Annotated in this window: 22 protein-coding genes; 16 read left to right on the top strand and 6 right to left on the bottom strand. The window is 62.9% G+C overall.

The features are described from left to right. Positions 1-44: 44 nt before the first annotated feature. Entirely contained in the window at positions 45-566 is a 522-nt protein-coding gene (locus tag LO787_RS03485; protein WP_232494478.1) for a MarR family winged helix-turn-helix transcriptional regulator, read from the bottom strand. A gap of 329 nt (positions 567-895) precedes the next feature. On the opposite strand from LO787_RS03485, the gene LO787_RS03480 reads away from it, so the two are divergent. The 12 genes from LO787_RS03480 to LO787_RS03425 all read left to right on the top strand — a co-directional run bounded on the left by LO787_RS03480 (position 896) and on the right by LO787_RS03425 (position 11,471). Next, positions 896-1,957 carry an alpha-hydroxy acid oxidase gene (locus tag LO787_RS03480; RefSeq protein WP_232494477.1) on the top strand — a complete coding sequence of 354 codons (1,062 nt, stop codon included), beginning with the start codon at positions 896-898 and terminating at the stop codon, positions 1,955-1,957. 184 nt (positions 1,958-2,141) lie between these two features. Further along, entirely contained in the window at positions 2,142-3,470 is a 1,329-nt protein-coding gene (locus tag LO787_RS03475) for an MFS transporter (RefSeq protein WP_232494476.1), read from the top strand. Positions 3,471-3,472: 2 nt separating this feature from the next. Beyond that, on the top strand, positions 3,473-4,219 hold the full coding sequence (locus LO787_RS03470) for a class II aldolase/adducin family protein (protein ID WP_103096348.1): 747 nt from the start codon (positions 3,473-3,475) through the stop codon (positions 4,217-4,219). A gap of 2 nt (positions 4,220-4,221) precedes the next feature. After that, positions 4,222-5,148 (top strand): AraC family transcriptional regulator, encoded by a 927-nt coding sequence (locus tag LO787_RS03465; RefSeq protein WP_338045406.1) that lies wholly within the window; start codon positions 4,222-4,224, stop codon positions 5,146-5,148. Between the two features lie 81 nt (positions 5,149-5,229). Next, complete coding sequence (locus LO787_RS03460; RefSeq protein ID WP_232494475.1) at positions 5,230-6,381, top strand: amidase; 1,152 nt, start codon at positions 5,230-5,232, stop codon at positions 6,379-6,381. Continuing rightward, positions 6,378-7,547: an acyl-CoA dehydrogenase family protein gene (locus tag LO787_RS03455; protein ID WP_232494474.1), complete on the top strand. Its 1,170-nt coding sequence runs from the start codon at positions 6,378-6,380 to the stop codon at positions 7,545-7,547. The genes LO787_RS03460 and LO787_RS03455 overlap by 4 nt, the downstream gene beginning before the upstream one ends. 20 nt (positions 7,548-7,567) lie before the next feature. Further along, positions 7,568-7,933, top strand: a complete 366-nt coding sequence (locus tag LO787_RS03450) for a hypothetical protein (RefSeq protein WP_232494473.1) — start codon at positions 7,568-7,570, stop codon at positions 7,931-7,933. Beyond that, positions 7,930-8,445, top strand: a complete 516-nt coding sequence (locus LO787_RS03445) for a nuclear transport factor 2 family protein (RefSeq protein ID WP_232494472.1) — start codon at positions 7,930-7,932, stop codon at positions 8,443-8,445. Before LO787_RS03450 ends, LO787_RS03445 begins: the two co-directional genes overlap by 4 nt. A gap of 22 nt (positions 8,446-8,467) precedes the next feature. Further along, positions 8,468-9,724, top strand: coding sequence for an aromatic ring-hydroxylating oxygenase subunit alpha (locus LO787_RS03440; protein WP_103096318.1), 1,257 nt, complete (start codon positions 8,468-8,470; stop codon positions 9,722-9,724). Beyond that, positions 9,721-10,221 (top strand): aromatic-ring-hydroxylating dioxygenase subunit beta, encoded by a 501-nt coding sequence (locus tag LO787_RS03435; protein ID WP_232494471.1) that lies wholly within the window; start codon positions 9,721-9,723, stop codon positions 10,219-10,221. Before LO787_RS03440 ends, LO787_RS03435 begins: the two co-directional genes overlap by 4 nt. Beyond that, positions 10,218-10,964, top strand: coding sequence for an SDR family NAD(P)-dependent oxidoreductase (locus LO787_RS03430; protein ID WP_232494470.1), 747 nt, complete (start codon positions 10,218-10,220; stop codon positions 10,962-10,964). The genes LO787_RS03435 and LO787_RS03430 overlap by 4 nt, the downstream gene beginning before the upstream one ends. A 63-nt stretch (positions 10,965-11,027) precedes the next feature. Further along, entirely contained in the window at positions 11,028-11,471 is a 444-nt protein-coding gene (locus LO787_RS03425) for a flavin reductase (RefSeq protein WP_232494469.1), read from the top strand. 1 nt (position 11,472) lies between these two features. Here the strand turns inward: LO787_RS03425 and LO787_RS03420 are convergent, their stop codons facing one another. Both LO787_RS03420 and LO787_RS03415 read right to left on the bottom strand, forming a co-directional pair. Next, entirely contained in the window at positions 11,473-12,450 is a 978-nt protein-coding gene (locus LO787_RS03420) for a ketopantoate reductase family protein (protein ID WP_232494468.1), read from the bottom strand. A 215-nt stretch (positions 12,451-12,665) separates the two neighbouring features. Next, complete coding sequence (locus LO787_RS03415) at positions 12,666-13,142, bottom strand: Lrp/AsnC family transcriptional regulator (protein ID WP_232494467.1); 477 nt, start codon at positions 13,140-13,142, stop codon at positions 12,666-12,668. 161 nt (positions 13,143-13,303) lie between these two features. Between LO787_RS03415 and LO787_RS03410 the strand changes: the two genes are divergently transcribed. Then, complete coding sequence (locus LO787_RS03410; RefSeq protein WP_232494466.1) at positions 13,304-14,494, top strand: aromatic amino acid transaminase; 1,191 nt, start codon at positions 13,304-13,306, stop codon at positions 14,492-14,494. A 75-nt stretch (positions 14,495-14,569) separates the two neighbouring features. Here the strand turns inward: LO787_RS03410 and LO787_RS03405 are convergent, their stop codons facing one another. Next, positions 14,570-17,329 (bottom strand): M14 family zinc carboxypeptidase, encoded by a 2,760-nt coding sequence (locus tag LO787_RS03405; RefSeq protein WP_232494465.1) that lies wholly within the window; start codon positions 17,327-17,329, stop codon positions 14,570-14,572. Here LO787_RS03405 and LO787_RS03400 point away from each other — a divergent pair. From LO787_RS03400 to LO787_RS03390, 3 genes are all read left to right on the top strand, one after another. Next, positions 17,322-17,648, top strand: coding sequence for a hypothetical protein (locus LO787_RS03400; RefSeq protein ID WP_232494464.1), 327 nt, complete (start codon positions 17,322-17,324; stop codon positions 17,646-17,648). The two genes, LO787_RS03405 and LO787_RS03400, sit on opposite strands and share 8 nt — an antisense overlap. 293 nt (positions 17,649-17,941) lie before the next feature. Further along, a complete protein-coding gene (locus LO787_RS03395; RefSeq protein WP_232494463.1) occupies positions 17,942-20,155 on the top strand; it encodes a TonB-dependent receptor in 2,214 nt (737 codons plus the stop codon). Between the two features lie 110 nt (positions 20,156-20,265). Beyond that, positions 20,266-21,504, top strand: coding sequence for a metal-dependent hydrolase family protein (locus LO787_RS03390; protein WP_232494462.1), 1,239 nt, complete (start codon positions 20,266-20,268; stop codon positions 21,502-21,504). A 114-nt stretch (positions 21,505-21,618) separates the two neighbouring features. On the opposite strand, the gene LO787_RS03385 is transcribed toward LO787_RS03390, so the two are convergent. Both LO787_RS03385 and LO787_RS03380 read right to left on the bottom strand, forming a co-directional pair. Then, positions 21,619-22,056 (bottom strand): type II toxin-antitoxin system VapC family toxin, encoded by a 438-nt coding sequence (locus LO787_RS03385; RefSeq protein WP_232494461.1) that lies wholly within the window; start codon positions 22,054-22,056, stop codon positions 21,619-21,621. Next, entirely contained in the window at positions 22,049-22,366 is a 318-nt protein-coding gene (locus LO787_RS03380) for a hypothetical protein (protein ID WP_232494460.1), read from the bottom strand. The genes LO787_RS03385 and LO787_RS03380 overlap by 8 nt, the downstream gene beginning before the upstream one ends. Between the last annotated feature and the right edge of the window lie 19 nt (positions 22,367-22,385).

Below are 22,385 nucleotides of genomic sequence, written 5' to 3'. Positions count from 1 at the left end.
TCCGCTTCGCGCAACACCGTGCGCGAGGTGCAGCAAAATGCGGCTCAATCGTCTTCGAGGCGTACCACCACCTGACGCAGCTGACGGTTCAGAGCGTCGAAGTCCATGCCTTCATCCCCCGTGAACACGCGCGAGAAGATCTTGCCCGCCGTCTGCCAGGCGCGGGTGCGGGCGGCCAGACCGTCCTTGGTCAGCGAAACGTCGGTGACGCGCCCGTCGGTGGCGCGCGCCTCGCACGAAACAAGGCCCTCTGCCTCCATGCGCTGGATAAGCTTCATCATGGTTGGCAACTTGACGATGGCCAGTTCGGAAATCTCGCTCACGCTCAGTGCCTGACCGGGCTGCACGCACATCAGCACGCGCCAGCGGCCGATGTCGAGGCCGACCTTCTTGAGCCCGCGCTCAAGCCTGCTGAGGTAGAGGCCGGTAGCATGAGTCAGCCAGAAGAACGGCCATTCGCGCGCGTCGAATTCGCTGCCGTCCGAATTCGGATCGGGCGGGGTCGCGCTGCGTCGCTTTGCCTTTGTTGCCTTGGTGACCATAGGCTCCTGCTCCACGTCCTTCATTTTTACTGTCTTTCTCCGAGTATCCGATCGCCGTGCCTGAGTGAATGCCCGGCATATCTCACTTGAAATATCAATTATTATGCGGCAGCCATACCAGAACAGGGTAGGCTTCTGCAAACCTGTGCGATTTCCTTGGGTTTCGCGCCCATTCAGGCGACGCCGGGCCGGTCGGCGAATCTTCAGGTAAGCGAGGACGAGTTGAAAATTCGGGCGGGCCGATCATCCAAATCCGGGCATCATCGGTGCTAGGCGCGCCGCTTCTGCCCTCGCGCCGGTATCGCCTTCGCGGTGATCCGCAGCGGGCGCTGTCGATCGCCGAATTGCGCGCCATGGCGCTGCATCGATTGCCTGCGCTGGCGGCGGAATATCTTGAAGGCGGGGCCGAAGACGAGATCGCGCTTGCCGCCAATCGTCAGGCTTTCGACCGCTTGCGGTTCCGACCGCGTCTTGCAGAGGGTGACGCGCCTTCGGGCGAGTGCCGGTTTCCCTACGTTATAGCACCCACCGGGCTCAACGGCCTTTACTGGCACGGAGCCGACTTAGCGCTGGCGCGTGCCGCTGCGAAGGTCGGGGTGCCTTTCACGCAAAGCACCGTCTCCAATGTGCTGCTGGAGGATGTGGCAAAGGTGCGAGGGCTGGAGCACTGGTTCCAGCTTTACATCTTCAGCGAGATGGCGCTGGTCGAAAGGCTGCTTGGCCGGGTGGCAGCGGCTGGTGTGCGAACCCTTGTCGTGACGATCGATGCCAACACCTTTGGCAACCGGGAATGGAATGCGCGGCTCTACGCGGCAGAGGGGCAGGCAACGCTGGCCGCACGGATGGATGCGCTGCGCCACCCCCGCTGGATGGCGCAGGTCTTCCGCAAGGGGCTGCCGGGCTTTCCCAACATCGCCGAATGGTTGGGCGCCGGTTCCGCCGATCTGCTGGAGGCAAGCCGCTGGCTGCGGCAGAATATCGCACCGACCGTTTCCTGGCGCGAACTGGAGCATGTGCGGGCGCTCTGGCACGGGCGGATGCTGATCAAGGGGATCGGGCACCCTGCTGACGCGCGGCGTGCCGTTGACATGGGTGCTGATGGCGTCGTGCTGGGCAACCATGGCGGCCGCCAACTTGATGGAGCCGCCCCCGGCCTTGAACTGCTGCAGGCGACCCGCGCGGAATTGGGCGCGGACGTTCAGGTGCTGGTGGAAGGCGGTGTCCGGCGCGGTGCCGATATTCTCAAGGCATCACTGCTGGGCGCCGACGGGGTGATGGGCGGCCGCGCAACGCTCTATGGAGTGGCGGCGGGAGGCGAAGCAGGCGCGACGCGGGCGTTGGCGATACTTGAACAGGAATACCAGAGGGCGCGCATCCTGCTGGGTGACGGCGACATGGCCTGCGAGAAAATATAATATTCAATTGACATTGGTATAATACTGGGCATGCTGCGGCACTCAGGGAGCCAGCCCGGCAGAGGCGGCACGGCAACGCGCCCCGGGGAGGTGTCCGGGCATTGGTGTTCAGGCAGGAGGGCTGTTTGATGATCTCGTGGATGTTCCCGCGCCGGCGCTGCAGCGCGGCCGGGCGGTTCAGGTCGTGAGGGACGTGGTATCGCTGCGATACGCGCTTGATGACGGCCCCTGGACCCGCTTCCAGAAACAGGCGGGGATCCTTGCGATTCTCGCAGTCGTTCTCGACGGGTTCGACATCCAGCTGATCGGCGTAGCAATCCCGGCGTTGATGAAGGCGTGGTCGCTTCCGCGGGAGGCGTTCGTGCCGGTGTTGGGGCTGGGGCTTGTCGCCATGAGCCTGGGGACGGCGATCAATGGCTGGCTGGGCGACAGGATCGGTCGCAAGGCAACGCTGCTGGCCAGCATGGTGGTGTTCGGGCTGGGCACCCTGGCGTCGGCATTCGCGGGAGGCATGACGCTTTTCCTGGCCAGTCGTCTCGTCGCTTCGGTGGGGCTGGGCGGGGCGATGCCAAGCGCCGTGGCGCTGCTTTCCGAATTCACGCCCGTACGCCGCCGCAGTTTCATGGTGACCTTCGGGATGATCTGTACCCCCGTGGGCGGCGTCATGGCGGGCCTTGTCGCGGCATGGCTATTGCCTGCCCACGGATGGCCCGCGCTGTTCCTTGTCGGCGGCGCCCTGCCGCTGGTCCTTGCACTTGTCATCGCGATAGTCCTGCCGGAATCGCCCCAGTTCCTTGCGACCCGTCCGGCGCGCTGCGCAGAGCTTGAACGGATCGCACGACGCCTTGGCGCGGCAAACGCAAGCGACTTCGGCCCCTTCGCCGGGCAGGCGCCCGCCGCAAGGGCAGGCTACGGCGCTTTGCTGCAAGGGGAGGAACGCTTGCCCAGCATCATGCTGTGCATCCAGTTCCTTGGGGTGCTGACGGCTGCCTACACGGTGTTCAACTGGCTGCCGGTGTTCAGCGTAAGCCGGGGGCTGGACATGGCGGCGGCAGGCACCTTGCTGGCGGCCTTCAATTTTGGCGGCATGGGCGGGGCGCTGATCGGCGCGCTGCTGATCGACCGGATCGGATCGCGCAAGCTGACGCTGACGTTCGCGATCGGCGGCGCACTGGGTTGCCTGCTGACGCTTGCGGCCTTTGCGGCAGGCGCTTCGATGCCGGTGCTGGTGGCGGGGCTGGCGCTTGCCGGACTGTTCATCGCCGGGTTGCAGCCAATGCTCTTTGCGATCGCGGCCAACGCCTATCCTGCTTCGATGCGATCGACGGGCATCGGCGCTGCGCTGGCGATCGGACGGTTCGGCGCGATCGCCAGTTCCTTCATCGGCGCGATGCTGGTCGGTGCTGGGGCGGGCGCGTTCTTTGTATTTCTGTGTGCCATGATGCTGATCGTGACGGGCGCCCTGTGGTTCATGCCAAGGCACGTACCGGGCCGCAGCCAGACGGGAGAATGACCATGACCACCTGTTCCGACGAGGAGTGGAAGCTGCGCCACGATCTGGCGAACTTCTATCATCTGATCGAGTATTTCGGCTGGCACGAGATGATCATGAACCACATCTCGGTGCGGTTGCCGGAGGGGGATCGTTACCTCGTCAATCCGTTCGGCCTGAACTATTCCGAGATCACGCCCGACAACCTCCTGGTGGTCAATGTCGACGGCGAACTGGTGGGGGAATCCGAATACTGGGCCAATCCGGCGGGCTTCGCCCTGCATGGCGCGATCCACACGCATCGCCATGACGTGCACTGCGTCGCCCACACGCACACCATCCCGATTTCGGCGGTGGCGATGAAGGATGCTGGCTTCGACCATAACAACTTCTACGGCGCACAGCTGATCGACCGCGTCGGCTATCATGAATTCGAAGGCATCACCCTGTTCGCAGACGAGCGTGACCGCATGGTCGCCAGTCTTGGCGACAAGCACGTGCTGGTCCTTCGCAATCATGGCGTCGCCGTGTGCGAACGGGACATTCCATCGACCTTCATGCTGCACTACATCGTCCAGCGGGCCGCCGAAGTGCAGTGTCAGGCGGGCATGATCCCCGGCCCCGACCGCAAGATCGGCCCCGAAGTCATGGAGCGCTGCCGTACTTCGGCCGCTCGCCTCAACGAAAGCAATCGCTTCTCGGCACTGCTGTTCGAAAGCCAGGTGCGTGCCATGCGCAAGGCGAAGCCTGTCGACTGGTATCGGCCCTGACCATGCGGCAGACCCTCGCCGCCTTGCCGCAGCGGATCGAGACGCGCGATGCCGACGCAGTGGTCGCGATGCTTTCGCGCATACTGGCCCCGCACGAGATGGACATGCGGGAAACAGGCCGCACGATCCGCGCGCAAGTGCGCCACGTTGCGGCAGGGCCGTGCCGTCTGGCCGACCTTACTTACGGAGCGCCCGTGCGGATACGCTCGCGCGTGCCGCAGGGGCGGATACTTGTCCATGCCGTTGCCGAAGGGCGCAGCCGGATGGCTCTGGGCGATCGCAAGGTTGCCGTGCTGGAAGCGGGCATGATGCACGTGTCCCCTCCGGGATCGCCGCTGGACATCGCATTCGAAAGCAGCAGCCGGCATTTTACGGCAAACCTGCCGTCCGGTCTGTGGCCTGCGGTATCGGGGCGTTACGACGCGCTTGCCGGCGGTGAGGCGATGGTGTGGATCGATCTCATGCGCTTCATGCTCGGCTGGGCGGAGCTTGGTCCCGGAATGCCGGACCTGTTCGGGGACCGGGCGGCAAGCCTGATCACCGAATTCCTGCGCGACAGGACACACGTGTCGAGGCCCGAGGTCGGCGCAGCCGTGCCGTGGTTCGTGAAGCAGGCAAAGGCGGCAATCGCCGGTCTTGTCGCGAATGGTGCGCACACGATTTCCCTGTGCGAGATCGCGGCCGATGCGGGTGTAAGCGTGCGAACGCTGCAGTCCGGGTTTCGGCGCTTCCTTGGTCACACGTTTGGAGAGGAAGTGCGCGAGCAGCGGCTGGAACGGCTCGATCACCTGATCGTTGAACGGGGTGACCAGTTTGACGTCACCGCATTGATGCAGGCTTGCGGAATCGTCAGCATGGGCCGGTTCGCAGGATACTATCGCGACCGATTCGGCGTGGCGCCATCGGACCGTCTGCGCCGCCGACATTGATCGCCGGAACGCGCGCGGATCAGCGGAAATCCGCTTACGGTATAAATTGACATTTCAAGTGAAACAAATATGAGTCTGGATATGTCACGCAACAACGCCATCTTCACGCCGGTCAATCTGGGAAGCGGTGCTGTCACCGTTGCGGTCAAGGACTGCATCGATATCGCAGGGATGGCAACGAAGGGCGGCAGCGCCGCTCTTGATGAGGCACCTGCCGCCGAAGCGAATGCCGCAGTTGTCGAAGCGCTGCTGGCGGGCGGCTGCCGGATCGTCGGCAAGGCGAACATGCATGAACTGGCTTACGGTGTTACCGGCATCAATGCCTGGACGGGTTCCGCGATCAATCCGCACTTTCCCGATCGCGTCCCCGGTGGTTCGTCAAGCGGATCGGCTGTCGCGGTGGCCGAAGGACTGGTGGACTTTGCCATCGGCACGGATACCGGCGGCTCGATCCGAACGCCCGCCGCTTGCTGCGGCGTGTTCGGGCTCAAGCCCACGTTCGGCAGGGTAAACCGGGCCGGGGCTTGGCCGCGCGCATCGTCGCTGGACTGTATCGGGCCGTTTGCCCGTTCCATGGCGCAGATCGAGGCGGCAATGCGCATCATCGCGCCCGGCTACGCGCCGTCGGCAGATCCCCCGCCACGTTTCGCGATCGTCCAGGCAGAGGGCGTCGATGCTGCCGTGCAGGCGGCGTTCGATGAAGCGGTGGCGTGGTTTTCTGCGAATGCGCAGGTCAGCCTGGCACAGCTACCGGCCGCCTATGCCGCCAACATCGCGGTGATCGCGGCGGAAACTTACGCTGCCTTCGGGCATCTGCTGGCGGGTGGGAAAGTCGGTGCGGACGTGGCGGCGCGGCTTACCGCGGCGGCAAACGTCGATGCGGAAAAGCTGGCGCAGGCCGAAGTCGTGCGCACGCGCTTCACCGCTGAGGTCGATGCGCTGCTTGAACAGCATGAACTGCTGGTGATGCCGACGATGCCGTGTTTCCCGCTGGCGCTGCCCGAAGCCGGCGATGCTGCCGCCGCGCTGCGCATGACGGCGCTGGTGCGCCCGTTCAACCTTTCTGGCCATCCGGCACTGACCGTTCCGGTGCTTGCCGCAGAAGCGCTCCCGATCGGCATTCAGGTGATCGGCCGGCATGGTGAAGATGAGGCCGTCTGCGCCTTTGGCCGCATGCTGGAAAATACAATTTCCGTGATCAGGGACCCAGCAGGGGAGGATACGAACCGATGACCGTTGCCGATATCTCCAGGCCGGGCGAGGCGGCGCCGGGCAAGGCTGAAGCGCTGGAGCGACTGCTTGCCGCCGCGCGTGAACGCCATGCGGAGTTTGCAGGGCAGACCCATGTAAGCGCCGACGTGATCGAACTGATGAAGCAGGCCGGCGTCTACCGCGCCATGGTGGCCAGGCGGTTCGGCGGGGATGAAATGCACCCGTCCGACTTCCTGCGCCTGATCGAGACGATCAGCGAAGCGGACGGGTCGACCGGCTGGGTAGCCAGCTTCGGGTTCTCTGCCGTCTATCTCAGCTCGCTGCCGTTGCCGACCCTTGAAAAGATGTACGCAAACGGCCCGGACGTGGTCTTTGCTGGCGGTATCTTCCCGCCGCAGTCCGCCGTTCCCGTAGAAGGCGGAGTCGAAGTTTCCGGCCGCTGGAGCTGGGGTTCGGGCTGTCGCGGCGCCGACGTGATCGGTGTGGGCATCAAGGTGGAAGGCGGCGGCCCCACCGGCGGCCTGCCGCTGATCGCGGTCATGCCCGCATCCAGCATCGAGATCGTCGACAACTGGAACGTCACCGGCATGCAGGGCACCGGCAGCCACGACATGGTGGTCGACAAGGTAGTCGTGCCGCAGGAATGGACGTTTATCCGCGGCGGTGCATCCAGTCTGGATACCCCGCTCTATCGCTATCCCTCGATGCCGCTGGCGGCGCAGATGCTGGCGGTCGTCGGACTGGGTGTGGCGCGTGCTTCGCTGGACTGCTTGATTACGCTGGCGGGCGGGCGCACTTCCATCACCGGGGCTCCGACACTGGCCGACCGCGCCTATGTCCAGACCGATATTGCCAAGGCCGAGGCGGCGCTGCGTTCGGCGCGCGCGTTCTTCTACGAAACGACCGATGCGGCCTTTGCCCAGCTGGAAGCGGGGGCGGAGGAACTGGACCTGACCACGCGTTCCCTGCTCCGGCTTGCCTCCACCAATGCGGCCCATGTCGCGGCTGATGTGGCGGGCACGGTCCACAGGCTCAGCGGCACCACCGGGATCGGCGCGGATCACCCCATCGCGCGCTACTTGCGCGATGCGATGGTGGTGCCCCAGCATGCCTTCCTGGCCGATGGCACCTGGCAGAACGCCGGCAAGATTATCCTGGGGCTTGAAGCGGCTCCCGGCTTTCCCTGATCGAGAAGGATGCAAAAGACATGACCGATAGCCCTTCCACCAAGCCCCTGCGCGTCCTGTTCTGCGGCGCTGTGCTGCAGAACTTCTTCGACCTGCCCGCTGCCGAGATTGGCAAGGTCTGGGCCGCGACCGGAGAAATGCTCAGGGGCATCCGCGACCTGCCCGGCGTGACCGTGCTGGGCACGCTGGACGATGACGAAACGATGGTTGGCACCTCGCCCAACGGCTGGCCCTGGACGTTCTATATCCTTGCCGACGTGCCGGACCGCGCCACTGCCGTTGCCGCCTGCAACCTGTTCCGCACGATCGAGGTCGGCGAATACCGTCTGTGGAAGTATATGCGGGTAGAGGCGCGCATCGGCCGGGAACTGGTCATCCCTGCATGAACGAAATGGCTCTTCTGGCCCGGCGGGTCGCGCTGCTGGAGGCGGAAGTGGCGGTGCGCCGCGTGGCCATGCGCTACTTCCGCCTGTGCGACACGCTTGGCCCGGAAACGCCTTTCGACGAGTTGGGCGACCTGTTCGCTGCGGATGCTGTGTGGGAAGGACGCGGACGCTACCGCAAGGCTTTTGGGCGGCACGAAGGGCGCGACGCGATCGTGGCGATGCTGGCAAGCTATGCAGACCCGCCCCACTTTGCGCTCAATGCCCACTACCTTTCGTCCGAGGTCATCGAGGTTACCGGCGATGACCGCGCTACCGCGGGCTGGATGATGCTTCAGGTGTCAACTTACCGTGATGGACGCTCGGACTTGCGCAGCGCGGCCCTGACGCTGGATTTCCAGCGTCAGGACGGCGTCTGGCGCATCGCCCGCTTCGTTACCGAGAACATCTTTTCCCGCGATGTCGGGCCGTGGAACGACGAGGCGCCGATCTCGGTGCCGGACGCATCAGAATAACGACACACATCAGGAGGCAGCTATGAGCGACCATGACTACGCCACGCTCGTCCGCGAAGACCGGGTCCACACCTCGCTTTATCGCGACGGGACCATCTTCGACGAGGAGATGGACCGCATCTTCAAGAACACCTGGGTCTGGGTCGCCCATGAAAGCGACGTTCCCGTAAAGAACAGCTTCAAGACATCGTGGGTCGGCCGCGAGCCGGTGATCGTTACCCGTGACCGCGAGATGAAGGTCAACGTTCTGCTCAACCGCTGCCGCCACCGCGCGGCCAGCGTGTGCGAGAAGAAGAAGGGCAAGGCCAGCGTCTTCGTGTGCCCCTACCACGGCTGGAGCTACGATCCCGACGGCACCTTGCGCAAGGTGCCGCACGCCGCCGGTTACCCGGAAGATTTCGACAAGAGCGAATTCCCGCTGATCTCGCTGCGCGTCGAGACGTACCAGGGCATGATCTTCGCCACGTTCAACAATGATATCGAACCGCTGGTCGATTACCTCGGCCCGGCGCGCAAGTGGATGGACCTGTTCATGAAGCAGGGCGCCGGTTACGGCGTGAAGACCCTTGGCGAACACAAGTTCCGCTTCCCCGGCAACTGGAAGATCCAGCTGGAGAACACGACGGACGCCTACCACTTCCCGATCGTCCACAAGACCTTCCTCGACAGCCTCGATGCCGAGACCGAGAACGTCTTCGATGTGCTGGGGCAGGGCGGCTGGGTCGAGGATCTGGGCAATGGCCATTCGGTCATGGTGATGATCCCCGATCTTATCGACCTTGAAGACAACCTCGACGCGCCGATCCCCGATCGCTTCGCGGAACTGGCGCAGGAACTGCGTGATGAAGGCCACGATGACGCCACGGTGCGCAAGGTCGTGCGCGCGGTGGGCGGTTCGGGCTTCAACCTCAACCTGTTCCCCAACGTCGCCTGTTCAATGGCGTTCTTCCGCGTGCTTCGCCCGGTCACTGTCGAGGAAACCGAGATCATGCACGTGGCGATCGGGATGGACGGCGGCCCGGCGGCGGGCAACCGCGAGCGTCTGCGGCTGCACGAACACTTCCAGGGCCCGATGGGCTTCGGCACCCCCGACGATGCCGAGGGGTGGGAGCGCGTCCAGCGCGGCGCCCACGCGGGCGAGGACTTGTGGATCATGCTCAACCGCGGCGTCGATGCGCCCGCCGGCGTTGCCGAGCCGGGCCATAACGCGGGTGACGTCAGCGCCGAAACCGGCATGCGCGCCGCCTACCAGCAGTGGAAAAGGATGATGACGGCATGAGCGAGGCGCTGGAAATGACCGCAACGATCACGCTGGCCGAAGCCACACAGTTCATCTGGGCCGAAGCGGACCTGCTTGACCGGCTGGACTACAAGCCCTGGCTCAAGCTGTGGACCGAAGGCGGCAAGTACATCATCCCGACCGAGCGCGATCCGGCCGACTACGCCGAAGTGCTCAACATCGTCTACGACAACAAGGTGATGCGCGAAGCCCGTGCCAAACGGTTGCTTTCGGGCTTCTCGATGTCGTCTGCGCCGCCCGCGCGTACGGTGCGCACGGTGTCGCGCTTTGTGGTGACGGCATCGGGGTACGACTTCATCGAGTTGCGCGCGGCGCAGATGCTGGCCGAATACAAGTATGGCCACATGCGCTTCCTCCCCGCCGATATGCGCTATCGCATCGTGCGCGCCCCGGATGGAGCCCTGCTGCTCGATGAGAAGATCGTCACTCTCATCAACGCTGAAGATTACCAGTTCGGTATCGGGTACCTGCTATGAGCAGCACCCGAACCGTTCTGATCACTGGCGGCGCGCAAGGGCTGGGGGCGGCGCTATCCGCCGCCTTCCACCGCGCGGGCTACCGCGTGGGCGTATCCGATATCGACGAAGCGGCGGCGATCGCCTGTGCCGAAGCCCTCGACCCGACCACGGAAACGGCGGTCGGCTTCGCGCTCGACGTGCGCGATCAGGCCGCCTTCGAGGCCGCGCGGGACCGGCTCGTCGCGCTATGGGGTTCAGTCGACGCGCTGGTGAACAACGCCGTGGTCACCGTGGCGCGCCCGGTACTTGAGATCGACCCGGACGAATTCGACCGCGTGGTGCAGGTGAACTTGCGCGGCACGTTCGTAGGTTGCCAGGTCTTCGGCCGCTACTTCAAGGAGCGTGGAGTGGGGCGGATCGTCAACATGGCCTCGCTGGCGGGGCAGAACGGCGGCACTGCGACCGGGGCGCACTATGCCGCGTCCAAGGGCGGGATCATCACGTTGACCAAAGTCTTCGCGCGCGATCTCGGCCCGTTCGGGGTTACGGTCAACGCGATCGCGCCGGGGCCGCTCGACAGCCCTGCCGTGCGCGCGCTGGTGCCGCAGGACAAGCTGGCGGGCATCGTCGCGGGCATTCCCGTGCAGCGGCTGGGCTCCCTCGATTATGTGGCCGACACTGCCGTGCATCTTGCCGGTGAAAACGCGTTCTTCGCCAATGGCGCCACCTGGGACGTCAACGGCGGGCTGTTCATGCGCTGAGGCCGCTGCGCGATGATCGAAAGTCCGGACTTCCGCGCGGCCATGGCCCGGCTTGGCGCTGCGGTGAACATCATCACTACGGACGGGCGGGGCGGCCAGCATGGAATGACCGCTTCGGCCGTGTGCAGCATCAGCGATACGCCCGCCTCGTTGATGGTGTGCATCAACAAGAGCGCGCGCATGCACGCTCTTGTCGAGGCCAACGGCGTTCTGTGCGTCAATGTGCTCAGCGCAGGGCAAGAGCCCCTCTCGGCACTGTTCGCGGGACATGCGGCAAGTGCGGATGAACGTTTTGCGCAAGGATCGTGGTCGGCCATGGCCAACGGTGCCGCAGCCTTGTCCGGTGCGCTGTGCACATTTGGATGCCGGGTTACCTCGATCCACGAAATCGGGACGCACAGCATGTTCGTCTGCGCGGTAGAGGAACTGCGCATGCGCGAGGACGGCGATGGGCTGGTCTATTTCGGCCGCGCCTATCACCGTTTGCCGCAGACGGTGACAGGCTAGGCTAGCCTTCGCTGCGTCCTTGCCCGGACCGGAAGCGGCACAGGTCATGGACCAGGCGCGCCACGGGCATGGCAACGCCTGCCTCTTCGGCCAGATCGAAGACCGACTGGCAGATCGCGCCCAGTTCCAGCGGTGTGCCGCGCCGATAGTCCTGCGCCATCGACGTGTAGAACGGCCCGGCCCGCCCGCCGATCTCAAGCATCTGTTCCAGAGTGAGGCTGGGCTCGATCCCGTGCGCGCGCGCTACCCGGATGGCCTCTTCGAGGGCCGAGATGACCACCGGCCGCAGCGAGGGCGAATGGAACTGCTGTTCCAGCGTGGCATCGGCAACCACGGACAGCGGATTGGTTGCAAGGTTGAGCGCCACTTTGGCCCAAAGTTCCGGGCGCAGGTCGGACACCGTGCGAACCTCTATCGGGGTGTCCTCGAACAGCGCGGCAACGGTCCGGGTGCCCGCGATTTCCCCGCTTACTGCGGGGCCAAGGATAAGGCGTTCCGCGCCGCGCACGTCGATCGCGCCATCCGCAGCAAGGGCACTTGTAAGGAACACGACTGATCCCACGATGCGGTACGGGTCGAATGCCGCAGCCAAAGCGCCTTCCGGGTCGACCGCCGTAATGGGCGCGGCCGCGTGCGGCTGCCGATACCACCAGGGGATGCCGTTGATCAGCGGCACCAGCAGGGTGCGGGACCCGACGAACCTCAGCAGGTCGGAAAAGCCCGCGGGAAGATCGCCGCTCTTGAGCGCGATGAAGACGATATCCTGCGGTTCCACATCGCCGGCCGTGCGCGCGTGGACCCTGACGGTGTGGTTGGTCCCATCGGCGCCGCGCATGCGCAGGCCGTTGGCGGCGATGTCCAGGAGACGCGCGCCGCGCGCTACCACTGTCACTTCCTTGCCGGCCAGCGCCAGTCTGGCCGCCACCATCGTGCCGATGGCCCCCGCGCCCATCACGCAAATGCGATGCGCCGTGTTCATCGGTGCCTCGCAACGCCTATCTGTTGCAGCAGGTGTGGTAGTACAATGTCGGACACGGTGCTTTCCCGGTTGCGAATGGGCTTTAGGCGAGAACTACGCAAAAAACCGTGCGTCGGGTGTGCGTTATCACGCCGTTCTTCCTGGATTTTGCAACGAGCGTGCATGATTGCCACTTGTCGATGCAAGCGCCCCTCACGCCTGCCGGCCCGGCTCGTTCAGCAATATTCCAGGCTTAGTGCTGTCGTGCTCTTGAGCTGCTGCATGATGATGAAAGTGCGCACGGTGTCGACCTCGTTGCCGGCGAAAAGCTTGGTATTGATGAACTCGCTGTAGGATTGCAGATCCTTGGTGTGGACGCGGAGCATGAAATCGATCTCTCCGGTGGTGTAGTCGCACGATACGATTTCAGGCAGCGTATCCACCCGCTTGCGAAAGGACTGCACCAATTCCGCGGCCTGCGATCTTAGCCGCACCGAAACATAGGCTGAGATTCCAAGGTTCAGCTTTTCAGGATTGAGGATGGCTGCCGTGCGTTCGATATATCCTTCTTCCCGCAGCCGCTGCAGCCTTCGCGACGATTGAGAGGGTGACAGGTGGATGAGAGTGCTCAGTTCGCTGGGGCCAAGGTCGCCGTTGCGTTGGACCAGTTCCAGAATCTTGCGGTCGAAGTGATCGAGGCGGTCCTTGGGCACAATCGAGCTCCTGTTTCGAAAAGAAGATGCGGACTGTGTGCGCATATTTCCGTGATTATGAGCGATCCGTGTGAGTTATCGGCTTGCGACGCGGAAAAAGCAAACCCTACGCAAGCCCATGAGCGTACAAGGCCCCAAGATTTTGTCGATCAGGGAACGCAATGTTTTTCAATTGTTTGAATGCGCAGAAGCCCGACCCCTTGTTGTCGCTTATCGAAGCCTTCGCCAAGGACCAGCGGCCGGGCAAGCTGGATCTCTCGGTCGGGGTCTATCGCGACGATCACGGCCGCACGCCGGTCATGCGCGCCGTCAAGCTGGCCGAGGAGCGGCTTGTGCGCGATCAGGCTTCTAAGTCCTATCTCGGTCCCGACGGGGATCGCCGTTTTGCCGAATGTCTTGGCGAGCTCGTGCTTGGGCGCGGCCTTTCGGGTCATGCGCGCGGAATACAGACGGTGGGCGGAACCGGGGCGCTCAGCGTCGCGGCGGGGCTGCTTGGCGCTGACGGTATGCCGCGCACCGTTTGGCTGGCGACGCCGACCTGGAGCAACCACCTGCCGTTGTTCGCGGCAGCGGGCCTGCCGATCCGCACCTATTCCCATGTCGACGAACAGGGGGGTAGCTTCGCTCTGGACGCATTTCTTGCGGCGGCGCAGCAGGCCAGTCCCGGTGACGCCTTCCTGCTGCAAGGATGCGGTCACAATCCGACCGGCATCGATCCCGACCTTGCCATGTGGAGGGAGATTGGTCGCGCGCTGGCCGACAAGGGGCTGATCCCGCTGATCGACCTTGCCTACCAAGGCTTCGGCGTGGGTGTCGAAGAAGACGCACGCGGCATGCGCGATCTGCTCGGGCTCGTGCCGGAAGCTGTCATCGCGGTGTCGTGCAACAAGACCTTCGGGCTTTATCGCGACAGGGTCGGTGCGCTGCTATGCTATGGAAACGATGTGGCGGGGTTGAATCTGGCGATGGCCAACGCGCGCGCCTCCGCCCGGTCTTCATACTCCATGCCACCCGATCACGGTGCAGCCGTGGTACGCACCATCCTTGACGATGCCGGTCTCGCCGCGATGTGGCGTGAAGAACTGGACGCCATGCGCAACCGCCTGCGCGCGACACGCCGGGCACTTGCGGCTAGTCCCGGTGTCGACGCCCTCGGCCTTGGCGCTGTGGCAGGGCAGGGAGGCATGTTCTGTCTGTTGCCCCTTGATGGTGCGCAGGTGGAGCGTCTGCGTTCGCGCTTTGCCATCTTCGTGGCGCCCGACGGGCGGGTCAATCTTGCCGCCCTGCCGCTGGAGCGCGTCGGCGCATTCACTGAAGCGCTGGCAGACGTTGCGCTGCGGGTCGCTTCATAGTTCCGGGCTAAGGCGCAAAGAAAAGGCCGAGAGTGGGGGGGCACTCCCGGCCTTTTTCATTTGTCCGGGTCTTCCTCAGCGCTGGCCTTCGGGCACCGGCGGCGGGGCAGAGGGCGGGGCATCGGTTACGCCCAGCTGCTTCCAGTTGAGCATGGCGTTGTAAAGCATGCGGAATTCGCCGAAGTTCTGCCAGCGCCAGATCGGGTTCGTGGCGAACATCAGGATGCGGCCGTTGCCCTGCGGCACGTTGATGATCGCCGCCCGGTCCTTTACCGCTTCGGCTTCGCGCATGAAGCCGCTCATCACCCCTGCCTTGCCGCCGGGGAACTGCATCAGCACCTGCCCTTTCAGGCGATCTGGAAGGGCGTACAGGGTGTTATCGGCCCAGCGCACCGGCATTTTTGCGTCGGTCATGTCGCCCTGATAGCCGTAGAATATCGGGCTTTCGGGCTTGAGCACCTTCGCCGATACGATCGGGCCGGGCGCATAGAAGTCCTTCGGCGGGGCGCTGGTGGTGATATCATCGACAAGGCCGAACTGCACTGGTACCGCGCTGGCGTTGCCCGTGGTGATCAGCGTGCCGCCTTCTTCGACGAACTTGCGAAGCGCCATCAGACCTTCCAGACCCATACCGCCGCGGATATCTTCGGTAGAACCGAAGTCGCCTGAAAAACGGTACTTTTCTGTTTTGGTATAAGGCAGCGGCTTGCCCTTCATCGGCAGGTCGAAGACGATGTCGCGCGCGGACTTGCCCTGATTGGGAAGGATGATCACGTCGAAATCGGCGCGCAGGTTCCCCTGACGCACACGCTCCTTGTAGATCAGGTCGTAGTCGATGTCCTGCTGGTCGAAGGCGTATCGCAGCCAGCCCACCTTTTCGGTGGCACCCCATGTGCTGAACACTGCGGTGCGTGGCAGCGTGCCGTCATGGGCGGTGACCGATCCGGATCTGCCAAGGCTCACCGCCTTGAGGCCAAGTTCCTCGACCTGCGGCTTGAGCGTGGCGTAAGCGCTGCCCGGCACCAGGAACGACCCCGCCGGGATCGTCTGGCTACCGGCCTTCATGGGTGCATCGACAATGCGCACGCTCACGTCTTTCAGGCGATAACGCAGTGTCGCCATGTTGACGGAGCCTTCGTCGAGCACCGCATAGGTCGCTGCGCCCGGAGCGCTGATCGATCCGGCCAGCACCGCCTTCGCATAAGGCGTCACCGGTACGTCGAGCACGGCCTTGTCGGTGATTTCGACGATCTTGGTGTGGGTCATCAGACCCATCGTCCATGCAGCGTCGTCGTAAGTCATGAGCTTTTCGTCAGGGTAATTATCCTGCAGGCGCAACAGCATCTTGGCAAGGCGCCCATATGGCTGGTTCAGCTTCACCACTAGCGAACCGGCGGGGTACGAGGCGTCCTTCAGCCTGATCGCCTGGCCTGCCCGGCCGATCTCGATACCCTGCATCTGCAGCACGTCGGTGACGAACTTAAGGCGCGCTTCATCCGCCTGTCCCGCCGGGATGATGTAGGCATAGGGAGCGTCCTTGGTGCCTGCCTCAACCGCGTTAGCGCTCTTCTTGTAGAAGTTTTCAAGAATTACGTTGGGAAAGCGCGATGCCAGATCAAGCGCGGTCAGCACCCCGGTTTCCATGTAGTTGGTATTGTTGCGCATCGACCACATGACCTCCTTGTAGGGAGGCAGGGGACGGTACCAGTCACGCTTGGTGTAGTCGCCGCCGCGCACGGAAGATTGCACTTCCGGCGCGACATGGCGCAGCATTGTCGTCGCCCCGGCGTTGCCGAAGGTTTCGTACATGCGCAGCATGCCGTTGTGGTTCGACGACATGAAGGCAAGGTACCCCGGCGTCCAGGCATCGACGAAACCGTGCGTCCACACGCCCGGCATGCCGTACTTGGTCATCTGCGCCATCTCGAAGTTCGAGAACCAGGGCAGTTCGCCGAAGAGAATGGGGTCCAGATCGGGGTTCTGCGGCGCCTGCCCTGAATAGGTGTACATGAAAGGTACGGATTCATGCAGTTCGTGCATGATCGGCGGATGCCAGTCGAGGTAGAACTTCATCAGTTCGCGGGCACTGACGTCCGAGAAATTGATATCACGGTTGTTGTCGTGATAAATGTACTTTCCCCAGTACGGAGGCCCGCCGGGTTTGTTCATGTCATCGCGTTCGTCGATAAGGTTGCGATAGTACCAGTCGACGTAACGGTCGCGCCCGTCGGCTTCAAGCACCGGCGTAAGTGACACGACGAGGTTTTCGCTGATGGATTTCATCAGCGGGCTGTCTTCCGTCAGCAGGCGATAGGCCAGCTCCATCAGCATTTCCGGCGGCCCGGTTTCGGCCGAGTGCAGGCCGCCCGAGATGTGATAGATCGGCTTCGTCGCGGCGATGATGTCGGCCGCTTCGGCGGCGTTGATCTGGCGCGGATCGGCAAGACGGCCAAGGTTCTGGCGGTAGGTATCGAGCTTCGCGATGTTGGCCGGCGAGGAGATCATGACGACCACGTTTTCGCGGCCTTCTTCGGATTTACCGATTTCGATAATCTTCACCCGGTCAGGGGCTGCTGCGGCGAGCGCGCGATAATAGCTGATGATCTGTTCGTAGTAGTGCAGCGTGTTCGGCGCGCCGATGTGCTGGCCCAGTACCTGCTTGGGCGACGGGATGGTGGACGAGGCGGGAAGATGATCGACCAGCGGGCTCATGAACTCGGGCTTGGTGGTCCAGTTCTTGACGGAACTGGCGAAATCGCCGTCCATTTGCTGTGCGGATGCTGCGCTGCACAACAGGACGGCGGTTGCGGCCGCGGCAAAGCTCTTAGTGATCATCAGTCCTCCTGTTTCGAAATTGCACCGGCTGGAACCCGCTCCGAATAAGGCGTCGCCAGGGTGTTCCCTCAGGTATGGTCGGTATGGTTGCCCGCAGGCATCTTTTCCTTTTGGCGGTCTGGATGCAACAATATTTCTGTTTTTTGCCACAGGCTTGGCTAATCCTTCGCGCAATCCTGCGGCAAAAATCGGTCCTCAGGGCATTGTTTTGCCAATGATCGGCATAAAATGGATTAATGACGCAAGAAAATTCCACCTATCGTTTGAAAAAAGTGATTTGGATGCGAATTTATGGGGAAGTTCCGAAATATTTTGTTGACCTCCCTTTGCTCATATCCCACGCTGGTCCGGCCTAAAGAGCTGGGAACAGCATTGGGCCAAGCCACCGGAAATGAGGCGGCATCATGGGGAGCGACCGTCCGGTCCAGCAACACGGGGTCATTGGAAGCTTCGTCAGGTGGCCATCGCAGATAGGGGCGATGGTGGGAATATTGCGCCCGCGAGACATGGTGGGCGTGGCAACATGAGGGGTTAAAGATGTCGAAATCGAAGTTGCGTCCTGCGTGCGGGCGCCGAGCTCTTGCGACCGCGCTGCTGTTCGGGGCGGCCGGATTGGTTCCTTTTTCAGCCACCGCTCAGGAAATCGCGGAACAGCCGGCAGGCAACGAGATCGTCGTCACCGCGCTGAAGCGCAGCACGACACTGCAGGAAACCCCGATCTCGATTTCGGCGATCACCGGGGACACGCTTTCGAAGTCCGGCGTGCAGAGCATCGGCGACCTTTCGGCAACCACGCCAGGCCTCAATCTGGTCGACGGCGGCCCTTCGCAGCGTCGTGTCGTGATCCGCGGCATCCAGGGCGCAGGCGAGCCGATGATCGGCACCTACTATGATGAAACCCCGGTCACAGGCATGATCGGCGCCAGCAATGACGCGGGTGGTTCCACGCCGGAACTGCGTCTGTTCGATGTGGAACGCGTGGAAGTGCTCCGCGGTCCGCAGGGCACGCTTTACGGCGCGGGTTCAATGGGTGGCACCTTGCGCATCATCTACAACAAGCCAGTGCTCGACAAGGTCGAAGGCACGCTTGATGCGGGCCTTTCCAATACCGATCACGGCGGCTGGAACTACGAAGGCAGCGCGATGGTCAACGTGCCGCTGGCGACGGGCAAGGTCGGCGTGCGCGCGGTCGGCTTCTATCGCCGCCAGGATGGTTTCATCGACAATACCGCGCTGGATATCGACAACATCAACGTTCTCAAGAGCTACGGCGGCCGCATCATGCTACGCATGATGCCTTCCGAACGTTGGACCTTCGACGTTGCCGCCTTCATCAACCGCACCCGGACCGATACTGCTGGCTGGGTGGAGCAGGCGGGCAAGTACAAGTCCGATGCATATACCCGCCAGCCGGTGCGCGACGATGTCGAACTTTACAGCATTACTTCGAACTACGAATTCGATTTCGCCACTCTGACCGCTGCGGGCTCCTACATGCATCGCGAACTTTCATCGGTCAGCGATGTGTCGCGCTATATCAGGGGGCAACGGACACAAGCGCGCTGTCAGGCGCTCGTGGGCGGCGGGTCTCCGTGCAGCAACACGCAGCTTACCAACTTTTACGATCTGGTGGATTCACAATCGACCTCCGCGCTTTATCCGCAGCAGGAGATGGACGCCTGGACTGCCGAACTGCGCCTGAGTTCGAACGGCGACGGCCCGCTGAACTGGACGGTTGGCGGTTACTATTCCGATCGCAACATCTACGTACAGAACCCGCAGGTGAATGCAGATCCGACAACCGGCCAGGTCGTCCGCCCTCTGGAAATTGCCACTATCCGCACCATCGACGACACCCTGACCCAGCTTGCCGGGTTTGGTGAAATTTCGCTCGACGTGTTCGAGGGCTTCAACCTGACAGCCGGGGCACGGTATTTTCACTATGAAAAGGACATCGTCGGCGAAACGACCATCCCATCCATCCTCGTCGGCGCAAGGGTGACACCGCCTACGCGGGTGGCATCTTCGGAAAATGGCTGGGTGTTCCGCTTCAACGGATCGTACAAGATCACGCCCGACATCATGCTCTATGCGGAAGCGGCGCAGGGCTTCCGTCCGGGCGGTGCGAATCAGGTGCTCGGTCTCGACGCCGCGCTGACTGCCTACAACTCGGACAGCCTGTGGAACTATGAAGTGGGCCTCAAGACCAGCTTCCTCAATCGCATGGGCACTTTCAACGTCGACCTCTATCGCATCGACTGGAGCGATATGCAGATCACGCTGCGTACGCCCAACGGTGCATTCTCATACCTCGGTAATGCCGGTAAGGCGCGCGTTGAAGGTGTCGAGGCGGAACTGGGCCTCTTCCCGATCGATGGTCTCGCCATTCAGGGCAACCTGACGTACATCGATGCAAGGCTTACCGAAGACCAGAACACGGGCGTGACCGCGACTTCGGGCCTCGATGGCGATCGCATCCCATACGTGCCAAAGTGGATGAGCGGCGGATCGTTCCAGTACAGCTGGGCGCTTACCGAGAAGCTGGGGGCGATGGCCCGCGTCGATGGAAGCTACGTCGGGGGTTCCTGGTCCGACTTCCGCCACACCTACGTCTATGCGCGTGAAGTGGACGGTTACGCGCTGGTCAATGCCCGCGTCGGCATCGAAGGGCCGGGCAAGGCTTGGGGCGCTTACCTGTTCGCCACCAATCTGTTCAACGCCACCGCCATCACCCGCGCCAGTTCAAGCGCAATCGCGGTCGGCCGCACGCTGGTGAACAGCGCCACGCCGCGCACGATCGGCATCAACGTACGCCATAGCTTCTGACGCCGCACCCGCTTTCCCTGCATTTACGGATAGATACGATGAATGTTTCGATATTGACCAGGTCCCTGGCCCCGGCGATCGCTATGCTAGTTGGTGCATCCGGTACGGCAATGGCGCGCGATGTTGTGATCCACGCTGGGCAACTTTTCGACGGAACCGGAAGCGCGATGCGCGCGAAGGTTTCGGTGATAATACATGATGACAGGATCGTCTCGGTGGAGGATGGCTTCGTCACGCGTGACGGCGCGGAGGTCGTCGACCTTTCAGAAAAGACCGTGCTGCCGGGCCTGATCGACACGCACGACCACATCACGATGGGATACAGCGGCAAGAACCCTGTGGCCGAGCGAGCGCAGGAAAGCTCAATCGACAACGCCTATGGCGCGGTCGGCTATGCAAAGGCGACACTGGATGCGGGCTTTACCACAATCCGCGACGTCGGCGCCGAAACGAAGGTGATTGTCGGGCTAAAGAAGGCGATCGCCGCAGGCAAGTTGCCCGGGCCGCGCATCTGGGCGGCAGGGTATCCGCTCGGCCCGACCGGGGGCCATGGCGATCCGCAGAACGGGATGAGCCCGGAACTGGACTTTCATTCCGAGGGGCGCGTCATCGACGGCGCGAATGAAGCCGCAAGGGTCGTGCGCGGAATGCGGCGCGACGGTGTTGACCTGATCAAGATCATGCCCAGCGGCGGTGTCCTGTCGATCGGTGATGATCCGAATCATCAGACGATGACCGACGAGGAAATTCGTGCCGTCGTCGATACCGCGCACGGGCTCGGCATCAAGGTTGCGGCGCATGCGCACGGGAAGGCGGCCATCCTTCACGCCTCGGAAATGGGCGTCGATTCCATCGAGCATGGTTCATTCGGGGATGCGGAAACCGACCGCGCAATGAAGGCGCATGGCACGTATCTGGTGCCGACGCTGCTGGTCGCGAATACCGTGGTGCAGATCGCCAGGACGCATCCGGAAACCCTAAACCCCTCTTCGGCGGCGAAGGCGCTTGAAGTTGGCCCGATCGTGATGCGTAACCTGAACCGCGCCTACAAAGCCGGAGTGAAAATTGCCTTCGGCACCGATCAGGGGCTTTCGCCGCATGGTCAGAACGCGAAGGAATTCGCGCTTATGGTCAAGGCAGGGATGACGCCTCTCGACGCTATCAGGGCGGCTACGGTGAATGCTGCGGACTTGCTCGGGGCGAGCGATAAGGTGGGTTCAATTCAGCCTGGCCGTTACGCCGACATCATCGCTGTGACTGGTGACCCTCTAGTCGACGTCAGCAGCCTTGAGCATGTCGAATTCGTGATGAAGAGCGGCGCGATCTATCGCGAACTTTCTCGCCGGTAAGGGAATTCAACTCAGGCCCTCCGTCCTGGCATCCTGCAGTTTCCAAATGGTCGGCGCAATCATCAAAGGCGCATCTTCGAGTCTCGGATGCAAGGGTGAGCCCAGGGAATGCATTCAGTGCCCCGGTTGTTTCTCGTCCTGTCGTATCGCCTCGATCTCAATGCCGATCTCAAGAGAAGCCCAGGCGCTATCGGCTGTGACCGCCACTGCTGCTTGAGCCATCGCCAGGGCAAGGCAGGACCGATCTCCTAGCGACAATCCCTTTCCGTGTGTGTGGCTACGTAGCTTGGCTCCCATGTCAGCCTGCTCACGATCTGCCGCAACGATGTGGATATCCAATTCGCCAAGCAGCAAACGGGCTTCCTCCGCCTCGACGCCGCGATCGATCAGCTTTGCCAGAACCTCATGGTAGCTTACCGCTGACACTAAGGCACGGCCTAGGCGCTCCTCCACCTGGTCACAGCCCGGCTCGCCAAACAGCAGGCAGAGCAGCGCCGAGGCATCCAGCACATATACCGGCTCAGGCGTCGGCATAGTCAACCGCTCAGGCACGCGCGGCTTCGGCCCGGCGCTCTGCAATCAATTCCTGCGATATCAGCCCGTCGTCGGGAGCAAACGTACGTAGCCGCTCCTGCGCTCGCCGAATCTCCGCAGACAACGCGATGCGTCCGCCCGCGATAACCTTGCCCCGTACTATCGCCATGTCACTCGGTCCAAATCCCGTAGCATCGTGGGGCTGATACCACGCACGGCATTTGGGTATCAAAGCGCTCGGTGACCAGCTGCCGTCGTGCAACAAGCTTACGACCTTCAGGCTGTCTGCCACCACCAAATCAATCAACAGCGCGAGGGCATCGCGCATTCTGTCAAACGAACTGAGG

Origin of the sequence: Novosphingobium kaempferiae, assembly GCF_021227995.1 — a bacterium.
GTDB lineage: Bacteria > Pseudomonadota > Alphaproteobacteria > Sphingomonadales > Sphingomonadaceae > Novosphingobium > Novosphingobium kaempferiae.
This window is presented reverse-complemented; position numbering and strand designations above follow the sequence as displayed.